Consider the following 14,226-nt stretch of genomic DNA (forward strand, 5'->3'; position numbering starts at 1 on the left):
CAAATAAAAAGGCAGGGAAATCCCTGCCTTTTTCGTAACTTATCCAAGTTTATTGAATCAGTTCTTCTTCGCCTTGGTCTTCTTCGGCGCGGCAGCTGCTGCAGCGTCTGCCTTGGCGGCTGCGGCTTCAGCGGCAACCTGATCGGCGCTCTTCGGCGAAGTGTCGATAACGGCGCGCACGCCGCCCTTGGCGGTCAGCTGGCAGACTGCGGTGCGCAGATCGACCTTCAGGTCCACGTCCGTACCGCCATTGGCGCCCGGGCGGGAGTCGACAGCGCTAATGGCATGTTCTGGCAGGAAGTACTTGTTGGCAGCAGCCGTGATGCAAGGCTGCGCCAAAGAATACTCGACAGTCTTCACCGGGGTCGGAAGGAAGCTCGGCAACGAAGAGCTGGCGGCAGGCACCGGCGAATCGGTCTTGCCGGGGGTGATGGCAACCGGTGCAGTCGTCGTACAGGCGGCAGCAAGCGGGGCCAACATGGCAATGGCAAGGAAACGGGCTCCGGTGCGGACTCGTCCGTACATAATGGTCTACCTCATAAGGTCTGCTGGATAGGTAAAATTTTAACTTCGATAACTATTCGCTTTTAGCCGATTGTCGAGTGGCAGGAACGCCACAGAGCCGGAATTTCGATTCGCATCCACAAAACTGTCGTCACTGTTTTGCGAGAATCCAGTTCAGCATCTCCCTCCAGTCGCTCATGCGGATCGGCGTGCCGTGGTTGCCAGACTCGAACCGCCGGAACTGCACCGGATAGCCGGGCGCGCGCTTGCGGATATCCCGATAGAAAGCTTCTTGCCGATCAATTGCGAAAACCGGATCTCGGCTGCCGTGCCCGAAGAAAATCGGAACACGCCGTTTGAACGTCGCCGATGTGAAGAAGCCGTCATCCCACAGCGAACCGAGCAGAATGAGCCCGGCAAGCTGAGCGCCGGCCTTTTCATTGGACGCAATGCGCCAGCACAGCGAACCACCCTGCGAGCCGCAGGACAGGATCAGCGGTGCGGCAGGCGATGCCGCTTTCAAGGCGTCGATCAGCCCAGCGATCTGCGCTTCGCCCGTATCGGCGAAATCCTTGAAATCCGGTGTGACATAGAGACCGCCATTCAACGCAGCCAGATTCTTGACGCGGTTGAAATTGCCGCCAAAGGTGAAATCATTCATCCCCTGCAAGCGGTTGCCACCGCGCCCGTGCAGATAGATCACGATGAAGGACGCGCCCTGCTGCTTGCCAGCGACCATCGCTTTCACCGGCCCAGCCGCAGTCTGAAAGGTGGCATCCTTTTGATAGGCGCGCGCCTTCAGCGAAATATAGCTGTCCTTGACGCGCTTTTCCGGCACGCTGTCGCGACCGTTGATGTCACGCATCTCATTGTAATCAATGACTTTATAGTCGCCGTTATCCGCACTGCTCAACACGCCGGGATGGGCGAAGGCATCATCCTTGAACGGCGGTAATGGCCCTTGCGCGCAAGCGAGGGACACCGACAACAACAGCGTTGCAATGCCGCCAAGACCAGCCCGCGCTGTTGCGTTCAATCGCTTCTTCATTCTGCCTCCTCCCCTCCGGTCAGCCGATCACAAATCGAGCGTGTGATAGCGCCGGTTTAGATAGATGAGTGCAGTTGCATCGGGATTTGAGCGCAGGGCAATCACTTCGCCAAAGAGCACATGATGCGTCGAATGATCCTGAATGCTGACAACCCGGCAATCGAAAGCCGCCAGTGCATCGGTCAGTACCGGCGCACCGGTGGCAAGCGTGTCCCACGTCGCCAGTTCGAAGCGCTCATTCTGTGTCAGTCCAATGCGCCCGGAAAAGGCGTCGGCCAGCTGCTGATGTGTTCCAGCCAGCGTGTTGATGGAGAAAACACCATTTTCGATGAACAGGCGATTGTCCTCGTGGACCTTCTGAAGGCAGATCAGCACCGTTGCCGGAGCGTCGGATACGGAACAGGCCGCCGTCAATGTCAGGCCCCGCCGCCCTGCCGGACCATCGGTCGCCACAATCTGCACCGCGCCAGCATAATGGCTCATGGCATCGCGGTAAGCCTTTGGCTCCACAGATGCCGCACTGGAGATGATGTTGTTTATCGTTTGCACGTCAGAATCGATCCATTGCCGACCGTAATATTTAGCCAAAATACTGGCATAGATTACGGGCATTGCACAAAGGCGCGGAAACCGCTACCCACTTTTCGATCACATTGCCACGAATTGTATAAAGAAGACCAATAACGTGATTGAGTCTGGGAAGCTTCCCGTCACCGCTCTGACAAGCCTTGCCATGCTGTTGCTGGCGGGATCGGGATTTGCTTATGCGGAGAATATCCGGATTGGTCTGGCCGCACCGTTGACCGGCACCTTCGCACCTTTGGGCAATCAGCTTGCACAAGGCGCACGCGCCGCCGCTGACGCAAAGAGCGCAGATCTCGTCATCTTCGATGATCGTTGCGACGCCGAAGGCGGTCAACAGGCCGCAGAACGCTTCATCGCGCAAAATGTTCGTATTGCATCGGGCTTTCTCTGCGCCGAGGCGCTGGAGGCGGCAGTGCCCATTCTGGCCGAGCGCAACATTCCGGTTATCGTGTCGGGCGTCAGCGAGCAAACACTGGTCGAGCGTCGCGCCGCTTCGCCCTTGCCGGTGTTCCGCCTGAGCACGGGACTGGAGAAGGAAACGCAGGCGACGGCGAGTTTTCTCGGCAGTCTCTGGCGTGCACAGCCTTTCGCGGTGATCGACGACGGCACCATTGAAGGGCGCGAGCGCGCAAGCCGGGTTCTGGCTAGCTTGAAAGAACAGCAACTGCAGCCGGTCTTCACCGATACCTACCGTCCGGGGCTTGAAAACCAGAATGCTCTCGTTGCCCGGCTCAAGCGCGCTGGCGCAACACATGTCTATGTCGGCGGCGAGCGCGACGACATAGCCGCCATTGGCGCAAGTGCTGCTTCGCTCAATTATCCGCTGGTCATCGCAGGTGGCAGCCTGCTCGATGCGGCACCCGGCGCACAGCGATTGAGCGACGGCACATTGATGACCGCACCGTTGAAGCCGCAGGATTTGCCGACCGCGAAACCGGCAATCGACGCGCTGCATCAGGCGGGCCGCCTTGTGGAATCCTATGCGATTACCGGCTACGCAACTGTGCAGATTGCCGCCGATGTCGTCAGCAAAGCCGACGAACAAAAGCAGCCATTACTCGACACGCTGCGCAGTGCATCGTTTGAAACAGTGCTCGGCACGATCAAATTCGATGGTACCGGCATGCGGACGGACAACCCGAACCGCTTGCAGCGCTACGAAGGCTCGCGCTTCATACCAGCCGATAGATAAATGTCTGAATCAAAAAGCGACAGGCCGAGGCGAAAATGGTGATTTCGAGAACCGGAGCGCAGCGTACATTTGGGTACGTGAGCACCGGAAGCGCAGAAATTGCCATTTGCAGACCGGCATGGCGACTTTTAGATCAGACAATAAGTCCTACGATGCTGGCGGCGATCAACAGGCCTGTAAGAAGGCTCATGGTCGCCCAGAACAGGTCCAGCGCCGCGTCGATATCGGTCGCTTCTGCCTCGCGCTTGCCAGAGGCATTGAGCATCGGCCCTTCCACTTTCTCTTCGCCATATTGACGCGGACCGGCCAATGCCAGATCAAGCGCACCGGCAAAGGCAGATTCCGGCCAGCCGGCATTGGGCGAGCGGTGCAACCGCGCATCGCTGCGCATCACCGATAAAGCAGCCTTCGCTGCCCCTTTGCTGCGGGTCAACGCCGTCGCCAGCGCAGCCAGAAGGCCGGTCAGGCGCGACGGAATGTAATTGGCAACATCGTCCAGTTTCGCAGCAAAACGCCCGAAGTGACGATAGCGATCATTGAGATGGCCGATCATCGAATCGGCGGTATTGATCATCTTGTAGGCGAACAGCCCCGGCAGACCGCCGACAAGAAACCAGAAAGCCGGAGCAACGATGCCATCCGATGCATTTTCCGCCAGACTTTCAATGGCAGCGCGGCTGACGCCACCTTCGCTCAACTGATCAGGATTGCGCCCGACGATCATCGAAACCGCCTTGCGCCCGCCCTCGATGCCGTTGTCACGCAGCCCGCGTGCAACCTCGCCGACGTGATCTGCGAGGCTCTTCTGCGCCAGTAACACGGCAACGATGAGGATTTCCGCCACCGCTCCGGCAGAGCCAGCAAAGGGCAGCAGGTTTTCAATCAGCAGCCCTACAAGAATACAGGTTGCGACGAGCGCTATGGTCAGCCACATGCCGTTTCGGCGCAGAACCGCTTCCGGCAATGTGCGGTCATTGAAACGCTTTTCGCCCCAGGAAATCGCCTTGCCAAACAGAACCACCGGATGTGGCAGTCTGTGCCAGAGCTGTGGCGGATCACCCACAACGCGATCAAGGATGAGCGCCAGCGACAGAATAATCAGCTTTATTTCCATGGGTTTAACCGAGATTCATGAATCACTTTTTCAAGCTGCTCTTCCCAGACAATGCTTGAGCGCAGTTTCCAGACGTGCGAGATCAGCATCGTCATTGGCAAGGCCGATACGCAACCAATGTGGAGCATAAGCAAACTTGCGGACAAGAATATGCTCCGCGCAGAGTGCATTGTACAATCCGTGTGCGTTGTCGTGGGCAACCAGCGAGAACAGTGCGGTGCCGCCGACTTCCCACAATCCGCACCGCGCGAGCACATCCGACAGTCTTCTGCGCCGAATGTCTATCCGCGTGCGAAACGCCTGCAATGTCCCGCCGCCCACAAAGGCGTCGGAAGCGATAACAAGCGCTGGCCCCGGCACAGCCCATGGACCCAGTCGTCGCGCTATCCTGTCTACAATTCCAGCTTGCGCGATGGCGAAACCCAGACGCACACCGGCGAGGCCGAAAAACTTGCCGAAGGATTTCAGCACGATCAGCGGCTCGTTCAACGCCAGCGCTGCGACGCTGACTTCGGGATGTGGATCGGCAAAAGCCTCGTCCACCACCAGAAAGCCACCTCTCGCACCCAAAGTTCGGGCCAGAGCGAGCAATTCATCCGCAGCAATCACCCGTCCATCGGGATTATTCGGATTGACGATCACCGCAACCGTCGCATTGTCCGGAACATCGGCGATGCCATCACATTCCACGACCTGCCAACCCGAAGCGGCGAATGAAGCCGCATGTTCCTGATAGGTCGGCGTCAGAATGGCGACGGTCGCAGGCTTCGTCAGCGCTGGAATGATCTGGATCAGCGCTTGCGTGCCGGGTGCGGCAACGATAGGTGCGCCTTCCGGCAGCCCGTAATAGTCGCGCGCAAGCTTGCATGTTCCCAGCAACAGCCGATCATCCGGCAAGCGGTTCCAAACCTCGGCTGGAATGTCCGGCAATGGATAATGCTCGGGATTGATCCCGGTCGAGAGGTCGAGCCAGTCGCCCGGCATACCGCCAAAACGTGCAATTGCCTTGTCCAGCGCGCCGCCATGTTCAATGTTGGATGTCACGCATGCTCTCCGGAAAAATCGATGACATGCATGAAGGAACCGGCGACTGAGCCAACCCGCAGACCGGCCTCGCCCAGATCATCCCCTGCCGCATCGCGAACTTTGAATAGCCTGTCCGCTAAGCCTTCACGCGAGATGCTGGCATAATGAAACTCGTGGCCTTTCAACGGCATCTGCCAGGGCGAGCCGCTCAACGGTTCGAGAACGCGATAGCCAAGATGCAGCTTGCGTTTGGCAAAACTGGTTTGCAGCGGCAAAAGACCCAGCATCGGGTGCTGTTTTCCGCTGGCATCTTCCAGCGCCTCGCCCAGCACCATATAGCCGCCGCACTCGCCATAAACGGTCACGCCCCGCGCCGCCGCAGCCCTGATACCGCTCTGGAAATTCTGCACGGCGACAAGCCGTTCCGCATGGAGTTCAGGGTAGCCGCCCGGCAGATAGATCGCATCGACCTCCGGCGACGGCGCTTCATCCGCAAGAGGCGAGAAAAAGGAAATCTCTGCGCCGCGCCTGCGCCATCCCTCGAAAAGATGCGGATAGGCAAAGGCGAAAGCATCGTCGCGCGCGACAGCAATGCGGCTGCCAAGCGGCGGTAGACGCGGCACATTGGCCATCGGATCGAAGCGCTTCGGTGCCGACCAGATATGTTTCAGCGCGGCAAGATCGATATGCGCTTCTACCACATCTGCTGCATGGTCGAGGAAACGCTCCAGGTCAGCATGTTCGCCCGCCTGCACAAGCCCCAGGTGCCGCTCGGGCAAAACCAGTGCAGCATCGCGCGGCAATGCGCCCAGAACCGGAATGCCCAGCGGCGTGAGCGCATCGCGCAACATGGCTTCATGACGGGCGCTACCGACACGATTAAGCACGAGGCCTGCAACGAACACATCCTTGCGGAACCGGCTGAAACCTGAGACCAGCGCCGCAATGGAGTGGGACTGTTTTGCGCAATCAACCACCAGCACCACCGGCAGATCAAGCAGCCTTGCCAGATCGGCGGAAGAGCCCTGCCCGTCCAGAGCGCCGTCGAAAAGGCCCATCATGCCTTCTGCGATCAGCACTTTGCCGCCTTCGGTCATCCGGGCCGACAGGGCGCTGATCAGTTCCACGCGCATCGCCCATGGATCGAGATTGAAACAATCCGCGCCGCTTGCAGCCTTGTGATAGGCGGGGTCGATATAATCAGGCCCGGCTTTCACCGGCGCTAGAGCCACACCGCCACGCTTCAAGGCGCGCAACAAACCAAGTGTAACCGTCGTCTTGCCCGAACCGGATGCGGGCGCGGCGATCATAAAACCCTTCATGCGCTCTGGCCTCCGCGTTTGATATCCAGCGGATCGCTTACAAGCTGGCGGCCGTGTGCAGCGCCGATCCAGTCAAGACCATTGCGCAGCCGGACCACCTCCCCGACCACCACGATGGCTGGTGGTTTGAGCCCTGACGCTTCCACGTCGATGGCAGCGCGCGCCAGCGTCGTTTCGAGAACGGTCTGCTCGGGCAGGCTGGCATTGCAGACAAATGCGACCGGCTCGTCCGGCGAGCGTCCGGCAGCGATCAGCCGCGCCGTGATGAGATCGATATGTTTCATCGCCATATACATGACAATAACCGGTGACGATTTTGCGATGCCATCCCAATCAATGCGGTCGGGCAGCAATCCCGTCGCGTCATGCCCGGTCAGGAAAGTCACCGACTGGTTGATATCGCGATGCGTAGCGGCAATGCCCGCATAGGCCAATCCACCAATCCCCGCCGTGATGCCAGGAACGATGCGAAATGGCACGCTATGCTCCACCAACGTCAGCGCTTCTTCCGCTCCGCGACCAAAAACAAAGGGATCACCACCCTTGAGGCGCAGGACCTTTTTACCCTGTCGCGCCAGTTCCACAAGCCGGAGCGAAATATCACGCTGTTTCGGTGACGGCTTGCCGCCCCGCTTGCCCGCATATTCCAACACTGCCTGTTCGTTTTTCAGCGAAAGACAGGCTTCATCCACCAGAGCGTCGTAAACGATGACATCCGCCTGTTGCAGCGCATTGACGGCATGAAGCGTCAGCAAACCCGGATCGCCCGGCCCGGCGCCGACAAGCCATACATGGCCCGGCTCCATCGCTGGCAGGGCAATGCCCCGTTCTGTCGTCGATCCGATTCCGCTCATTCTCTTCAACCGTTATTTCATCTGGCGGCAGTGCTATCAGATACCTTATAAGGCATCCATGACCGACGAAACCGCAGATCCCAATAAAAAGCTTGGAAAAAGCGAGCTTAGGCGTGGCTGGACCACGGGCGCATGCGCAACCGCTGCGACCAAAGCGGCGCTGACCGCGCTTATCACCGGTGAATTCCCCGACCCGGTCGGAATCATCCTGCCGAAGGGCGAAGTGCCCTATTTCCAGTTGGCCTATGAAGGGCTTGGCGACGGCTATGCCATGGCGGGTATCGTCAAGGATGCGGGCGACGACCCGGATGTCACGCATGGCGCGACGATCATTTCCACCGTCTTCCCGGCACCGCCCGGAACCGGTGTGGTCTTTCGCGCTGGCGAAGGTGTTGGCACCGTCACGCGGGCCGGACTGCCCATTCCACCGGGTGAAGCGGCGATCAACCCGATTCCGCGCCGCATGATGACCGAAATCTGCGAGGAAATCTGTGCGGAATACGGCCTGCCCGCTGATCTCGTCATCACCATTTCCGTGCCCGATGGCGAGGAAATCGCCAAGAAAACGTGGAACCCGCGCCTCGGTATTGTCGGAGGCATTTCCATTCTCGGCACCACCGGTGTTGTGCATCCCTTCTCATGCTCGGCCTGGATTCACTCCATTCATCGCGGCATTGACGTGGCGCGCGCGGCGGGCCAGAAACATGTGCTTGGCGCGACAGGCTCGACATCGGAAGATACCGCGCAGGCGATCTACGATCTGCCCGATTTCGCCATTCTCGACATGGGCGATTTTGCTGGCGGCGTTCTCAAATATCTGCGCGACCACCCCATCGAAAAACTAACCATCGCAGGTGGCTTTGCCAAGCTTACCAAGCTTGCCCAAGGCGCGCTCGACCTGCATTCGGCCCGCAGTCAGGTCGATATGGGCTTTCTGGCCGAGATTGCCGAACAGGCTGGTGCACCGGGAAACCTTAAAGACCGGATTCTCTTTGCGAACACCGCCAAGGAAGTACTTGATATGACTCAAGCAATTGGCATTGATATCGCCATGCCGATTGCCGTCAAGGCAAAGGAAACGGCGCTTGCGACCTTGCGCGGCGCGCCTGTCGATGTGGAAATCATCATGACCGACCGGGTGGGAACCATTCTTGCCCGCGTCTAGACCCAAGGTCCTCATTCTGGGCGGCACAACCGAAGCAGCACAGCTGGCGCAGGAGCTTTCGGCGCTGCCGGTCGAAGTCGTGACCTCGCTTGCGGGACGCACCGCCAATCCGGCACCCTTGCCCGGTCCTGTGCGCAGCGGCGGTTTCGGCGGCGCGGACGGTCTCGCCGCCTATATTACGGCTGAGAAAATCGATTACGTCATCGATGCCACCCACCCCTATGCCACGCGCATTTCTCAAAATGCAGTGACGGCAACCGCTTTGACCGGAACGCCCCTGCTCCGGCTCGAACGAGCGCAATGGGCGCAGCAGAGCGGCGATCAATGGATCATCGTGGCCAATGAAGAAGAGGCAGCAAAACTGATCCCGGTGGGGAAACGTGTCTTCCTCGCGCTCGGGCGTCAGCATATTGCGCCTTTCGCAACGCGCGCCGACGCGCATTTCATCATGCGCATGATCGACCCGACCGACGCCCCTTTGCCTGCGGATTGCGAAATCCTGCTCGCCAGACCCGGTGACTATGTGCAGGAAAAACAATTTCTGATGGAAAAGCGTATCGGGCTGATCGTCTGTCGCAATTCAGGCGGCGACACCTCCTATGCCAAGGTCAGCGCCGCGCGCGATCTCGCCTTGCCGGTCATGATGATCGCTCGCCCAGCGGTCGTGGCGGAACATGTCGCGACAACGGTGGAAGAAACAGTCCGGCTGATCCGCTTACGATTCGGTCTTTGACCGGGCCGCGTGGCTATGCGCCTCATGATAAAGCGCCGAGTCCCGAAAATTCTTCGGATCAAGCCCGCGCCCGACAAAAATCATCGCAGTTCGCTTCAGATCGGCCGCTTCGATCTTTCCGGCAATGTCCGATAAAGTGCCACGCAGGATGAGTTCATCCGGCCAGCCGACCCGATAGGCCACGACAACCGGGCAGTCCGCACCATAAAGCGGCGTCAGCTCACGTTCGATCTTGCCAAGATTGCGGATGGACAGGTGGATAACCAAGGTAGCCCCCGAACGACCAAGCGTGGCGAGGTTTTCACCTTCCGGCATGGCCGAGGATTTCATCGACGTGCGCGTGAGAATGATCGTCTGGTTGACTTCAGGGATCGTCAGTTCCTGCTTCATCGCCGCCGCTGCTGCGGCGAAAGCCGGAACGCCCGGCGTCACATCATAGGGAATGTCCAGCGCATCTAGCCTGCGCATCTGTTCGGCGACAGCGCCATAAATTGACGGATCGCCGGAATGAACGCGGGCGACATCGTGCCCCTTCGCATGTGCCGCCGCCATTTCAGCGATGATTTCATCAAGCGTCATGGACGAGCTGTCGACGAGCCGCCCATCCGCCGGTGCGGAGGCAACCACATCCTTTGGCACCAGCGATCCCGCATAAATGCAGACGGGGCATTTTTCGATCAGCCGCAGGCCGCGCACAGTGATGAGGTCTGCCGCACCCGGACCGGCGCCAATGAAATGAACGGTCACGTCTTTTTCCTTGTTCTCCTGCCCTTCGAATGCCTTCGGCGAGAGAACAAAGTCAATTACTTTTCCGCGCCATTCGGCATCAGATCCTCGATATCGTCGAAGATCGATTGCCATTCTTCTGGCGACAGCTCGAAGAAATTGAAGCTACGCAGCAAAAACGCACCCTCATTGGCAATGAAAGCGAGCCGCGCACGGCGGCCTTCGGGCGTCGAAACATCAAGCCCGCTCCACTGCTTGCGGTACCAGTCACGGGTATCGTCCAGATGCTCGGTATTGGGGGTGAGGCTCGTCATCATTGCCGCGAAACGGGAATTGTCTTCCGCATCGCTATCGCGCGTCACCTTGATATGCGCCGCGATATGCGCCAGCGGATCGGCCCCACTCCCTTTAACGGCATCGACCTCCGCATCGAAGCGGTCGCCCCAGCGCGCGATCATGGCCTTCAACAGCCCGTCCTTGTTCTTGAAGCAATATTGCACACCGCCCTTGGTCACGCCTGAAGCTTGAGCCACCGCGTCCATCGTCAGAGCCGCAACGCCGCCTTCCGTGACGAGTTTTTCAGCCATGTCCAGCACGTGATCGCGATCAATCGTGCGGGGACGTCCCATCTTGTGCAACTTATTACTTTCCATACGGATGGATTTATATTATGTCACCCGGCTCGACAAGTTTAAATACAACCGTATTGAAAAGGTGAACTCCGATGTTGCCGCAAAATCGCTGGCTGGTTCTTGCAATCGTTTCCAGCGCGCTGTTCCTGATCGTCGTGGACATGACTGTGCTCTACACAGCCCTGCCGCACCTGACGCACGATCTGGCAGCCAGTGCTTCGGAAAAGCTATGGATCATGAATATTTACCCGCTGGTCGTGGCGGGCCTGCTGCCCGGTCTCGGTACGCTGGGCGACAAGCTTGGGCACAAGCGTATGTTCATGACCGGCCTCGTCGTATTCGGTGTGGCGTCGCTTTGTGCAGCCTATTCGCCCACCCCGGAAGCGCTCATCGCCGCGCGGGCCTTTCTGGCCTGTGGTGCAGCCATGATGATGCCTGCCACGCTTTCAATCATCCGCCTGACCTTCACCGACGAGCGTGAACGCTCGCTTGCCATCGGCATCTGGTCGGCTATCGCTTCCGGCGGCGCGGCTCTCGGCCCGGTCGCGGGCGGCGTGCTGCTTGAATATTTCTGGTGGGGCTCGGTGTTCCTCATCAACGTGCCGGTTGTTGCGATTGCTCTTCTGCTGTCCGCCTACAATCTGGAAAATCGCCCGCTTGGCTCCGCGCGCAAATGGGATCTGGTCGGCTCGATCCAGATCATGGTTGCGCTGATTGCGCTGACTTATGCGGTCAAGGAACTGGCAAAGCGCGATGCATCAATGAGTGTCTTCGCAGTCGTTTTCGCCGTCGGAGCCATCGCCGCCTTTATCTTCGTGCGCAGACAGTTTTCCGGCAGAGAACCGCTGATCGATTTCTCGCTCTTTCAGAATCGGCTGTTTTCAATCGGCGTGTTCGCGGCGCTGGTCGCCTCGGGAGCAATCACTGGAATGGAGCTGGTTTTCAGCCAACGCTTGCAACTGATCGAAGGCTTCTCGCCTTTGCAGGCCAGTCTGGCGATTCTGCCAATTCCGCTTGCCGCCTTCGTGGCAGGTCCACTGGCAGGCATGCAACTGCCCCGCATCGGCGCGGGAAGATTGCTGACCGGCGCACTTGGCACCGCAGCGCTTGGCGTGATCGTCTATATCCTGACGTTCAAGACATCCGGCTACGGCTATCTTATCGGGCTTGCCTTGCTGGGTTTCGGCGTTGGCGCTGCAATGACTGCCGCTTCCTCCGCCATCATGGGTAATGCCCCCGCCGACAAGGTCGGCATGGCGGCATCCATCGAGGAAGTGTCCTATGAGCTTGGCAATGCACTGGGCGTCACGATCTTCGGCGGCATCCTGTCTGCCTCGTATACGGCAAGCATTGTGCTACCGGAAGGCAGCACCATTGCGCCTGTCGTTCGCGACAGTCTGGATGAAGCGCTTCTGGTCGCCCAGAATTTGCCAAAGCTGGAGGCAGAAACTCTCGCTGCTCTGGCCTCAAGCGCTTTTGAGAATGCTTACGTGGCGGTGATTGTTGCGACCGCGGCCCTGCTGCTTTTCGCAACGATTGCGACCTGTCTCGTTCAGCGTCGTCGCAAGGCAGTCACAATCTGAACGACAATATGCTGATCCGGCTTTACGCTATCGCAATTGCGGCGGTAGCGTGAAGCACACCCGTCTTGTGAACGATCAGTTGAGCTGACGGCCCCGCCCCGGCAAGGGCGGCAGCTTCGGCTACTCCGTGGCAACCGATGCGCCTGAATACTGCTTCGGACGGATTGGCGAGACGCGGCGTTTCTTCTTCCAGACGCCCGGCCTCATAGAAGCGCAAGGCGCACCCATAATGAGCCGCCAGTTCGGTCCAGACGGACTCACTGGCTTTCGATGCCAGTGTGGCGATCATGTCGGGCTTGGGCAGTCCGCATTGCGATAAAACACTGCCCGCAAGCGCCATCAGCTCTGCAAGCGTCGCGCCTGAAGAGCTGCCCATTCCCAAAACGGAAAGCCGTGCCTTACGCCCCACAGGGCGAACCCCGTTGCGCTTGCTGCAATTCTTCATGCTTGATGCCCAGCACATCCGCGACGCGCTGGATCAGCACCGTTTCCGATTTGTCGATACGGTTATCGGCGCAGGCAATCGTCATCAGATCGCGCAACAGCGAGAGGCGACGTTCGGGGGCCATTTCGGCCAGCATATTCGCGGCCTGCTTGGTCGTGGTTTCGTAAGCGAAATCCTTCAGATATTCGGCCACTTCCGGAATATCTTCCGCTGCGATACCGAAATTCTTGAAGGCGATTTCCTTGAAGGCCGCGATTTCAGCAGGATGCTGGTCGCCATCGGCGAACACGACGTGCAAAAGCAGCAGCAATTCCGAAGCCAGCGCCGGATCATCGGCAACACGCTGCACGGCGCTCTTCTTGTTCAAAAATGCGCTAATGCGGTCGAAGATGCTTTCGCTCATAGGCGCCCCTCCGGGTTCGTGGTTAGAAGCACATCATTAATGCTGGCGCATCGGGAAAACAACGTTATGTTGCGATAACAGTTCCCGGACCCTCCCCATGCCAGAATTTCTCGACTCACTCACCCTGCTCCTGACGGCTGCTGCGTTCATCGCTGGCATCATCGATTCCATTGCCGGCGGTGGCGGTATGATCACCATCCCCGCTTTGCTGCTCGCGGGCATTCCCCCGGTTGAAGCGCTCGGCACCAACAAGCTGCAGGGTCTGTTCGGCTCGTCATCGGCAACGATCGCCTATGCGCGCAAGGGACATGTGAATATTCGCGAGCAATGGCAGGAAGCGCTCGCTTCGCTGGTCGGTTCTGTTTTCGGCGCACTGCTCGCAACGGTTCTGCCTGTTGCAATTATGCGCACGGCGCTGCCGCTACTGTTGATGGCAATCGCTCTCTACTTTGCCCTGAAGCCGAATATCGGCGATATCGACCGTTCCCGCCGCATTGGCCCGTTCCTGTTTGGCATGACCATCGTGCCGCTGATCGGCTTTTACGACGGCGTATTCGGCCCCGGCACGGGATCGTTCTTCATGCTCGCCTTCGTGGCGCTGGCTGGCTATGGCGTGCTGAAAGCGACAGCCCATACGAAGCTGTTGAACTGCGCCTCCAATGTCGGCGGCTTTGCGACCTTCGCAGCAGTCGGCGTCATCAACTGGAAAATCGGCATCTGCATGGGTATTGCGCAGTTCATCGGCGCGCAAATCGGCGCGAGCCTTGCGATGAAGGTCGGCTCGCGCATGATCAAGCCATTGCTGATCGTGGTCAGCCTCGCGCTGGCCGTGCGTCTTTTGATGGACCCGACCAATCCGCTCCGGCAGTGGGCCGGGTTCTAGAGCGGTTCCAG

General features: G+C 59.0%; 16 protein-coding genes. 5 read left to right on the top strand and 11 right to left on the bottom strand.

What is annotated here, in order from left to right; all coding sequences use genetic code 11:
• Nucleotides 1-57 precede the first annotated feature (57 nt).
• The 3 genes from QBD01_RS20460 to QBD01_RS20470 all read right to left on the bottom strand — a co-directional run bounded on the left by QBD01_RS20460 (nucleotide 58) and on the right by QBD01_RS20470 (nucleotide 2,101).
• Nucleotides 58-525 (bottom strand): hypothetical protein, encoded by a 468-nt coding sequence (locus tag QBD01_RS20460; RefSeq protein WP_280994301.1) that lies wholly within the window; start codon nucleotides 523-525, stop codon nucleotides 58-60.
• Nucleotides 526-655: 130 nt separating this feature from the next.
• Complete coding sequence (locus QBD01_RS20465; RefSeq protein WP_280994302.1) at nucleotides 656-1,552, bottom strand: alpha/beta hydrolase; 897 nt, start codon at nucleotides 1,550-1,552, stop codon at nucleotides 656-658.
• Between the two features lie 27 nt (nucleotides 1,553-1,579).
• The gene (locus QBD01_RS20470; RefSeq protein ID WP_280994303.1) at nucleotides 1,580-2,101 is read right to left on the bottom strand and encodes a flavin reductase family protein; all 522 of its coding nucleotides are present in this window, start codon (nucleotides 2,099-2,101) and stop codon (nucleotides 1,580-1,582) included.
• Between the two features lie 136 nt (nucleotides 2,102-2,237).
• Here QBD01_RS20470 and QBD01_RS20475 point away from each other — a divergent pair, with 136 nt between their 5' ends.
• Nucleotides 2,238-3,329 carry a branched-chain amino acid ABC transporter substrate-binding protein gene (locus QBD01_RS20475; RefSeq protein ID WP_280994304.1) on the top strand — a complete coding sequence of 364 codons (1,092 nt, stop codon included), beginning with the start codon at nucleotides 2,238-2,240 and terminating at the stop codon, nucleotides 3,327-3,329.
• A 133-nt stretch (nucleotides 3,330-3,462) separates the two neighbouring features.
• Here the strand turns inward: QBD01_RS20475 and cbiB are convergent, their stop codons facing one another.
• From cbiB to cobA, 4 genes are read right to left on the bottom strand one after another with little or no spacing between them, the layout of a single operon-like run.
• A complete protein-coding gene (gene cbiB, locus QBD01_RS20480) occupies nucleotides 3,463-4,443 on the bottom strand; it encodes an adenosylcobinamide-phosphate synthase CbiB (protein WP_280994305.1) in 981 nt (326 codons plus the stop codon).
• 30 nt (nucleotides 4,444-4,473) lie between these two features.
• On the bottom strand, nucleotides 4,474-5,487 hold the full coding sequence (gene cobD / locus QBD01_RS20485) for a threonine-phosphate decarboxylase CobD (RefSeq protein WP_280994306.1): 1,014 nt from the start codon (nucleotides 5,485-5,487) through the stop codon (nucleotides 4,474-4,476).
• Complete coding sequence (locus QBD01_RS20490) at nucleotides 5,484-6,791, bottom strand: cobyrinate a,c-diamide synthase (RefSeq protein WP_280994307.1); 1,308 nt, start codon at nucleotides 6,789-6,791, stop codon at nucleotides 5,484-5,486. The genes cobD and QBD01_RS20490 overlap by 4 nt, the downstream gene beginning before the upstream one ends.
• A complete protein-coding gene (gene cobA, locus QBD01_RS20495; protein ID WP_280994308.1) occupies nucleotides 6,788-7,645 on the bottom strand; it encodes a uroporphyrinogen-III C-methyltransferase in 858 nt (285 codons plus the stop codon). Before cobA ends, QBD01_RS20490 begins: the two co-directional genes overlap by 4 nt.
• 58 nt (nucleotides 7,646-7,703) lie before the next feature.
• Here cobA and QBD01_RS20500 point away from each other — a divergent pair, with 58 nt between their 5' ends.
• Nucleotides 7,704-8,810, top strand: coding sequence for a cobalt-precorrin-5B (C(1))-methyltransferase (locus tag QBD01_RS20500; protein ID WP_280994394.1), 1,107 nt, complete (start codon nucleotides 7,704-7,706; stop codon nucleotides 8,808-8,810).
• The gene (locus QBD01_RS20505) at nucleotides 8,797-9,543 is read left to right on the top strand and encodes a cobalt-precorrin-6A reductase (protein ID WP_280994309.1); all 747 of its coding nucleotides are present in this window, start codon (nucleotides 8,797-8,799) and stop codon (nucleotides 9,541-9,543) included. Before QBD01_RS20500 ends, QBD01_RS20505 begins: the two co-directional genes overlap by 14 nt.
• Here the strand turns inward: QBD01_RS20505 and cobM are convergent.
• Both cobM and QBD01_RS20515 read right to left on the bottom strand, forming a co-directional pair.
• On the bottom strand, nucleotides 9,526-10,290 hold the full coding sequence (gene cobM, locus QBD01_RS20510; RefSeq protein ID WP_280994310.1) for a precorrin-4 C(11)-methyltransferase: 765 nt from the start codon (nucleotides 10,288-10,290) through the stop codon (nucleotides 9,526-9,528). The two genes, QBD01_RS20505 and cobM, sit on opposite strands and share 18 nt — an antisense overlap.
• A gap of 56 nt (nucleotides 10,291-10,346) precedes the next feature.
• Nucleotides 10,347-10,907 carry a TetR/AcrR family transcriptional regulator gene (locus QBD01_RS20515; protein WP_280994311.1) on the bottom strand — a complete coding sequence of 187 codons (561 nt, stop codon included), beginning with the start codon at nucleotides 10,905-10,907 and terminating at the stop codon, nucleotides 10,347-10,349.
• An 86-nt stretch (nucleotides 10,908-10,993) separates the two neighbouring features.
• Here QBD01_RS20515 and QBD01_RS20520 point away from each other — a divergent pair, with 86 nt between their 5' ends.
• Nucleotides 10,994-12,484 (top strand): MFS transporter, encoded by a 1,491-nt coding sequence (locus QBD01_RS20520; protein WP_280994312.1) that lies wholly within the window; start codon nucleotides 10,994-10,996, stop codon nucleotides 12,482-12,484.
• 22 nt (nucleotides 12,485-12,506) lie between these two features.
• Here QBD01_RS20520 and QBD01_RS20525 read toward each other — a convergent pair whose 3' ends face one another.
• Together QBD01_RS20525 and QBD01_RS20530 are read right to left on the bottom strand one after the other, a co-directional pair.
• Nucleotides 12,507-12,860 (bottom strand): cobalamin biosynthesis protein, encoded by a 354-nt coding sequence (locus QBD01_RS20525; RefSeq protein WP_182521197.1) that lies wholly within the window; start codon nucleotides 12,858-12,860, stop codon nucleotides 12,507-12,509.
• Nucleotides 12,861-12,882: 22 nt separating this feature from the next.
• Entirely contained in the window at nucleotides 12,883-13,332 is a 450-nt protein-coding gene (locus QBD01_RS20530) for a TerB family tellurite resistance protein (RefSeq protein WP_078339313.1), read from the bottom strand.
• 97 nt (nucleotides 13,333-13,429) lie between these two features.
• On the opposite strand from QBD01_RS20530, the gene QBD01_RS20535 reads away from it, so the two are divergent.
• Nucleotides 13,430-14,215 (top strand): TSUP family transporter, encoded by a 786-nt coding sequence (locus tag QBD01_RS20535; RefSeq protein ID WP_280994313.1) that lies wholly within the window; start codon nucleotides 13,430-13,432, stop codon nucleotides 14,213-14,215.
• Nucleotides 14,216-14,226 lie beyond the last annotated feature (11 nt).

This window comes from Ochrobactrum sp. 19YEA23 (assembly GCF_029909865.1).
In the GTDB taxonomy this organism is placed as follows: Bacteria; Pseudomonadota; Alphaproteobacteria; order Rhizobiales; family Rhizobiaceae; genus Brucella; species Brucella gambitense.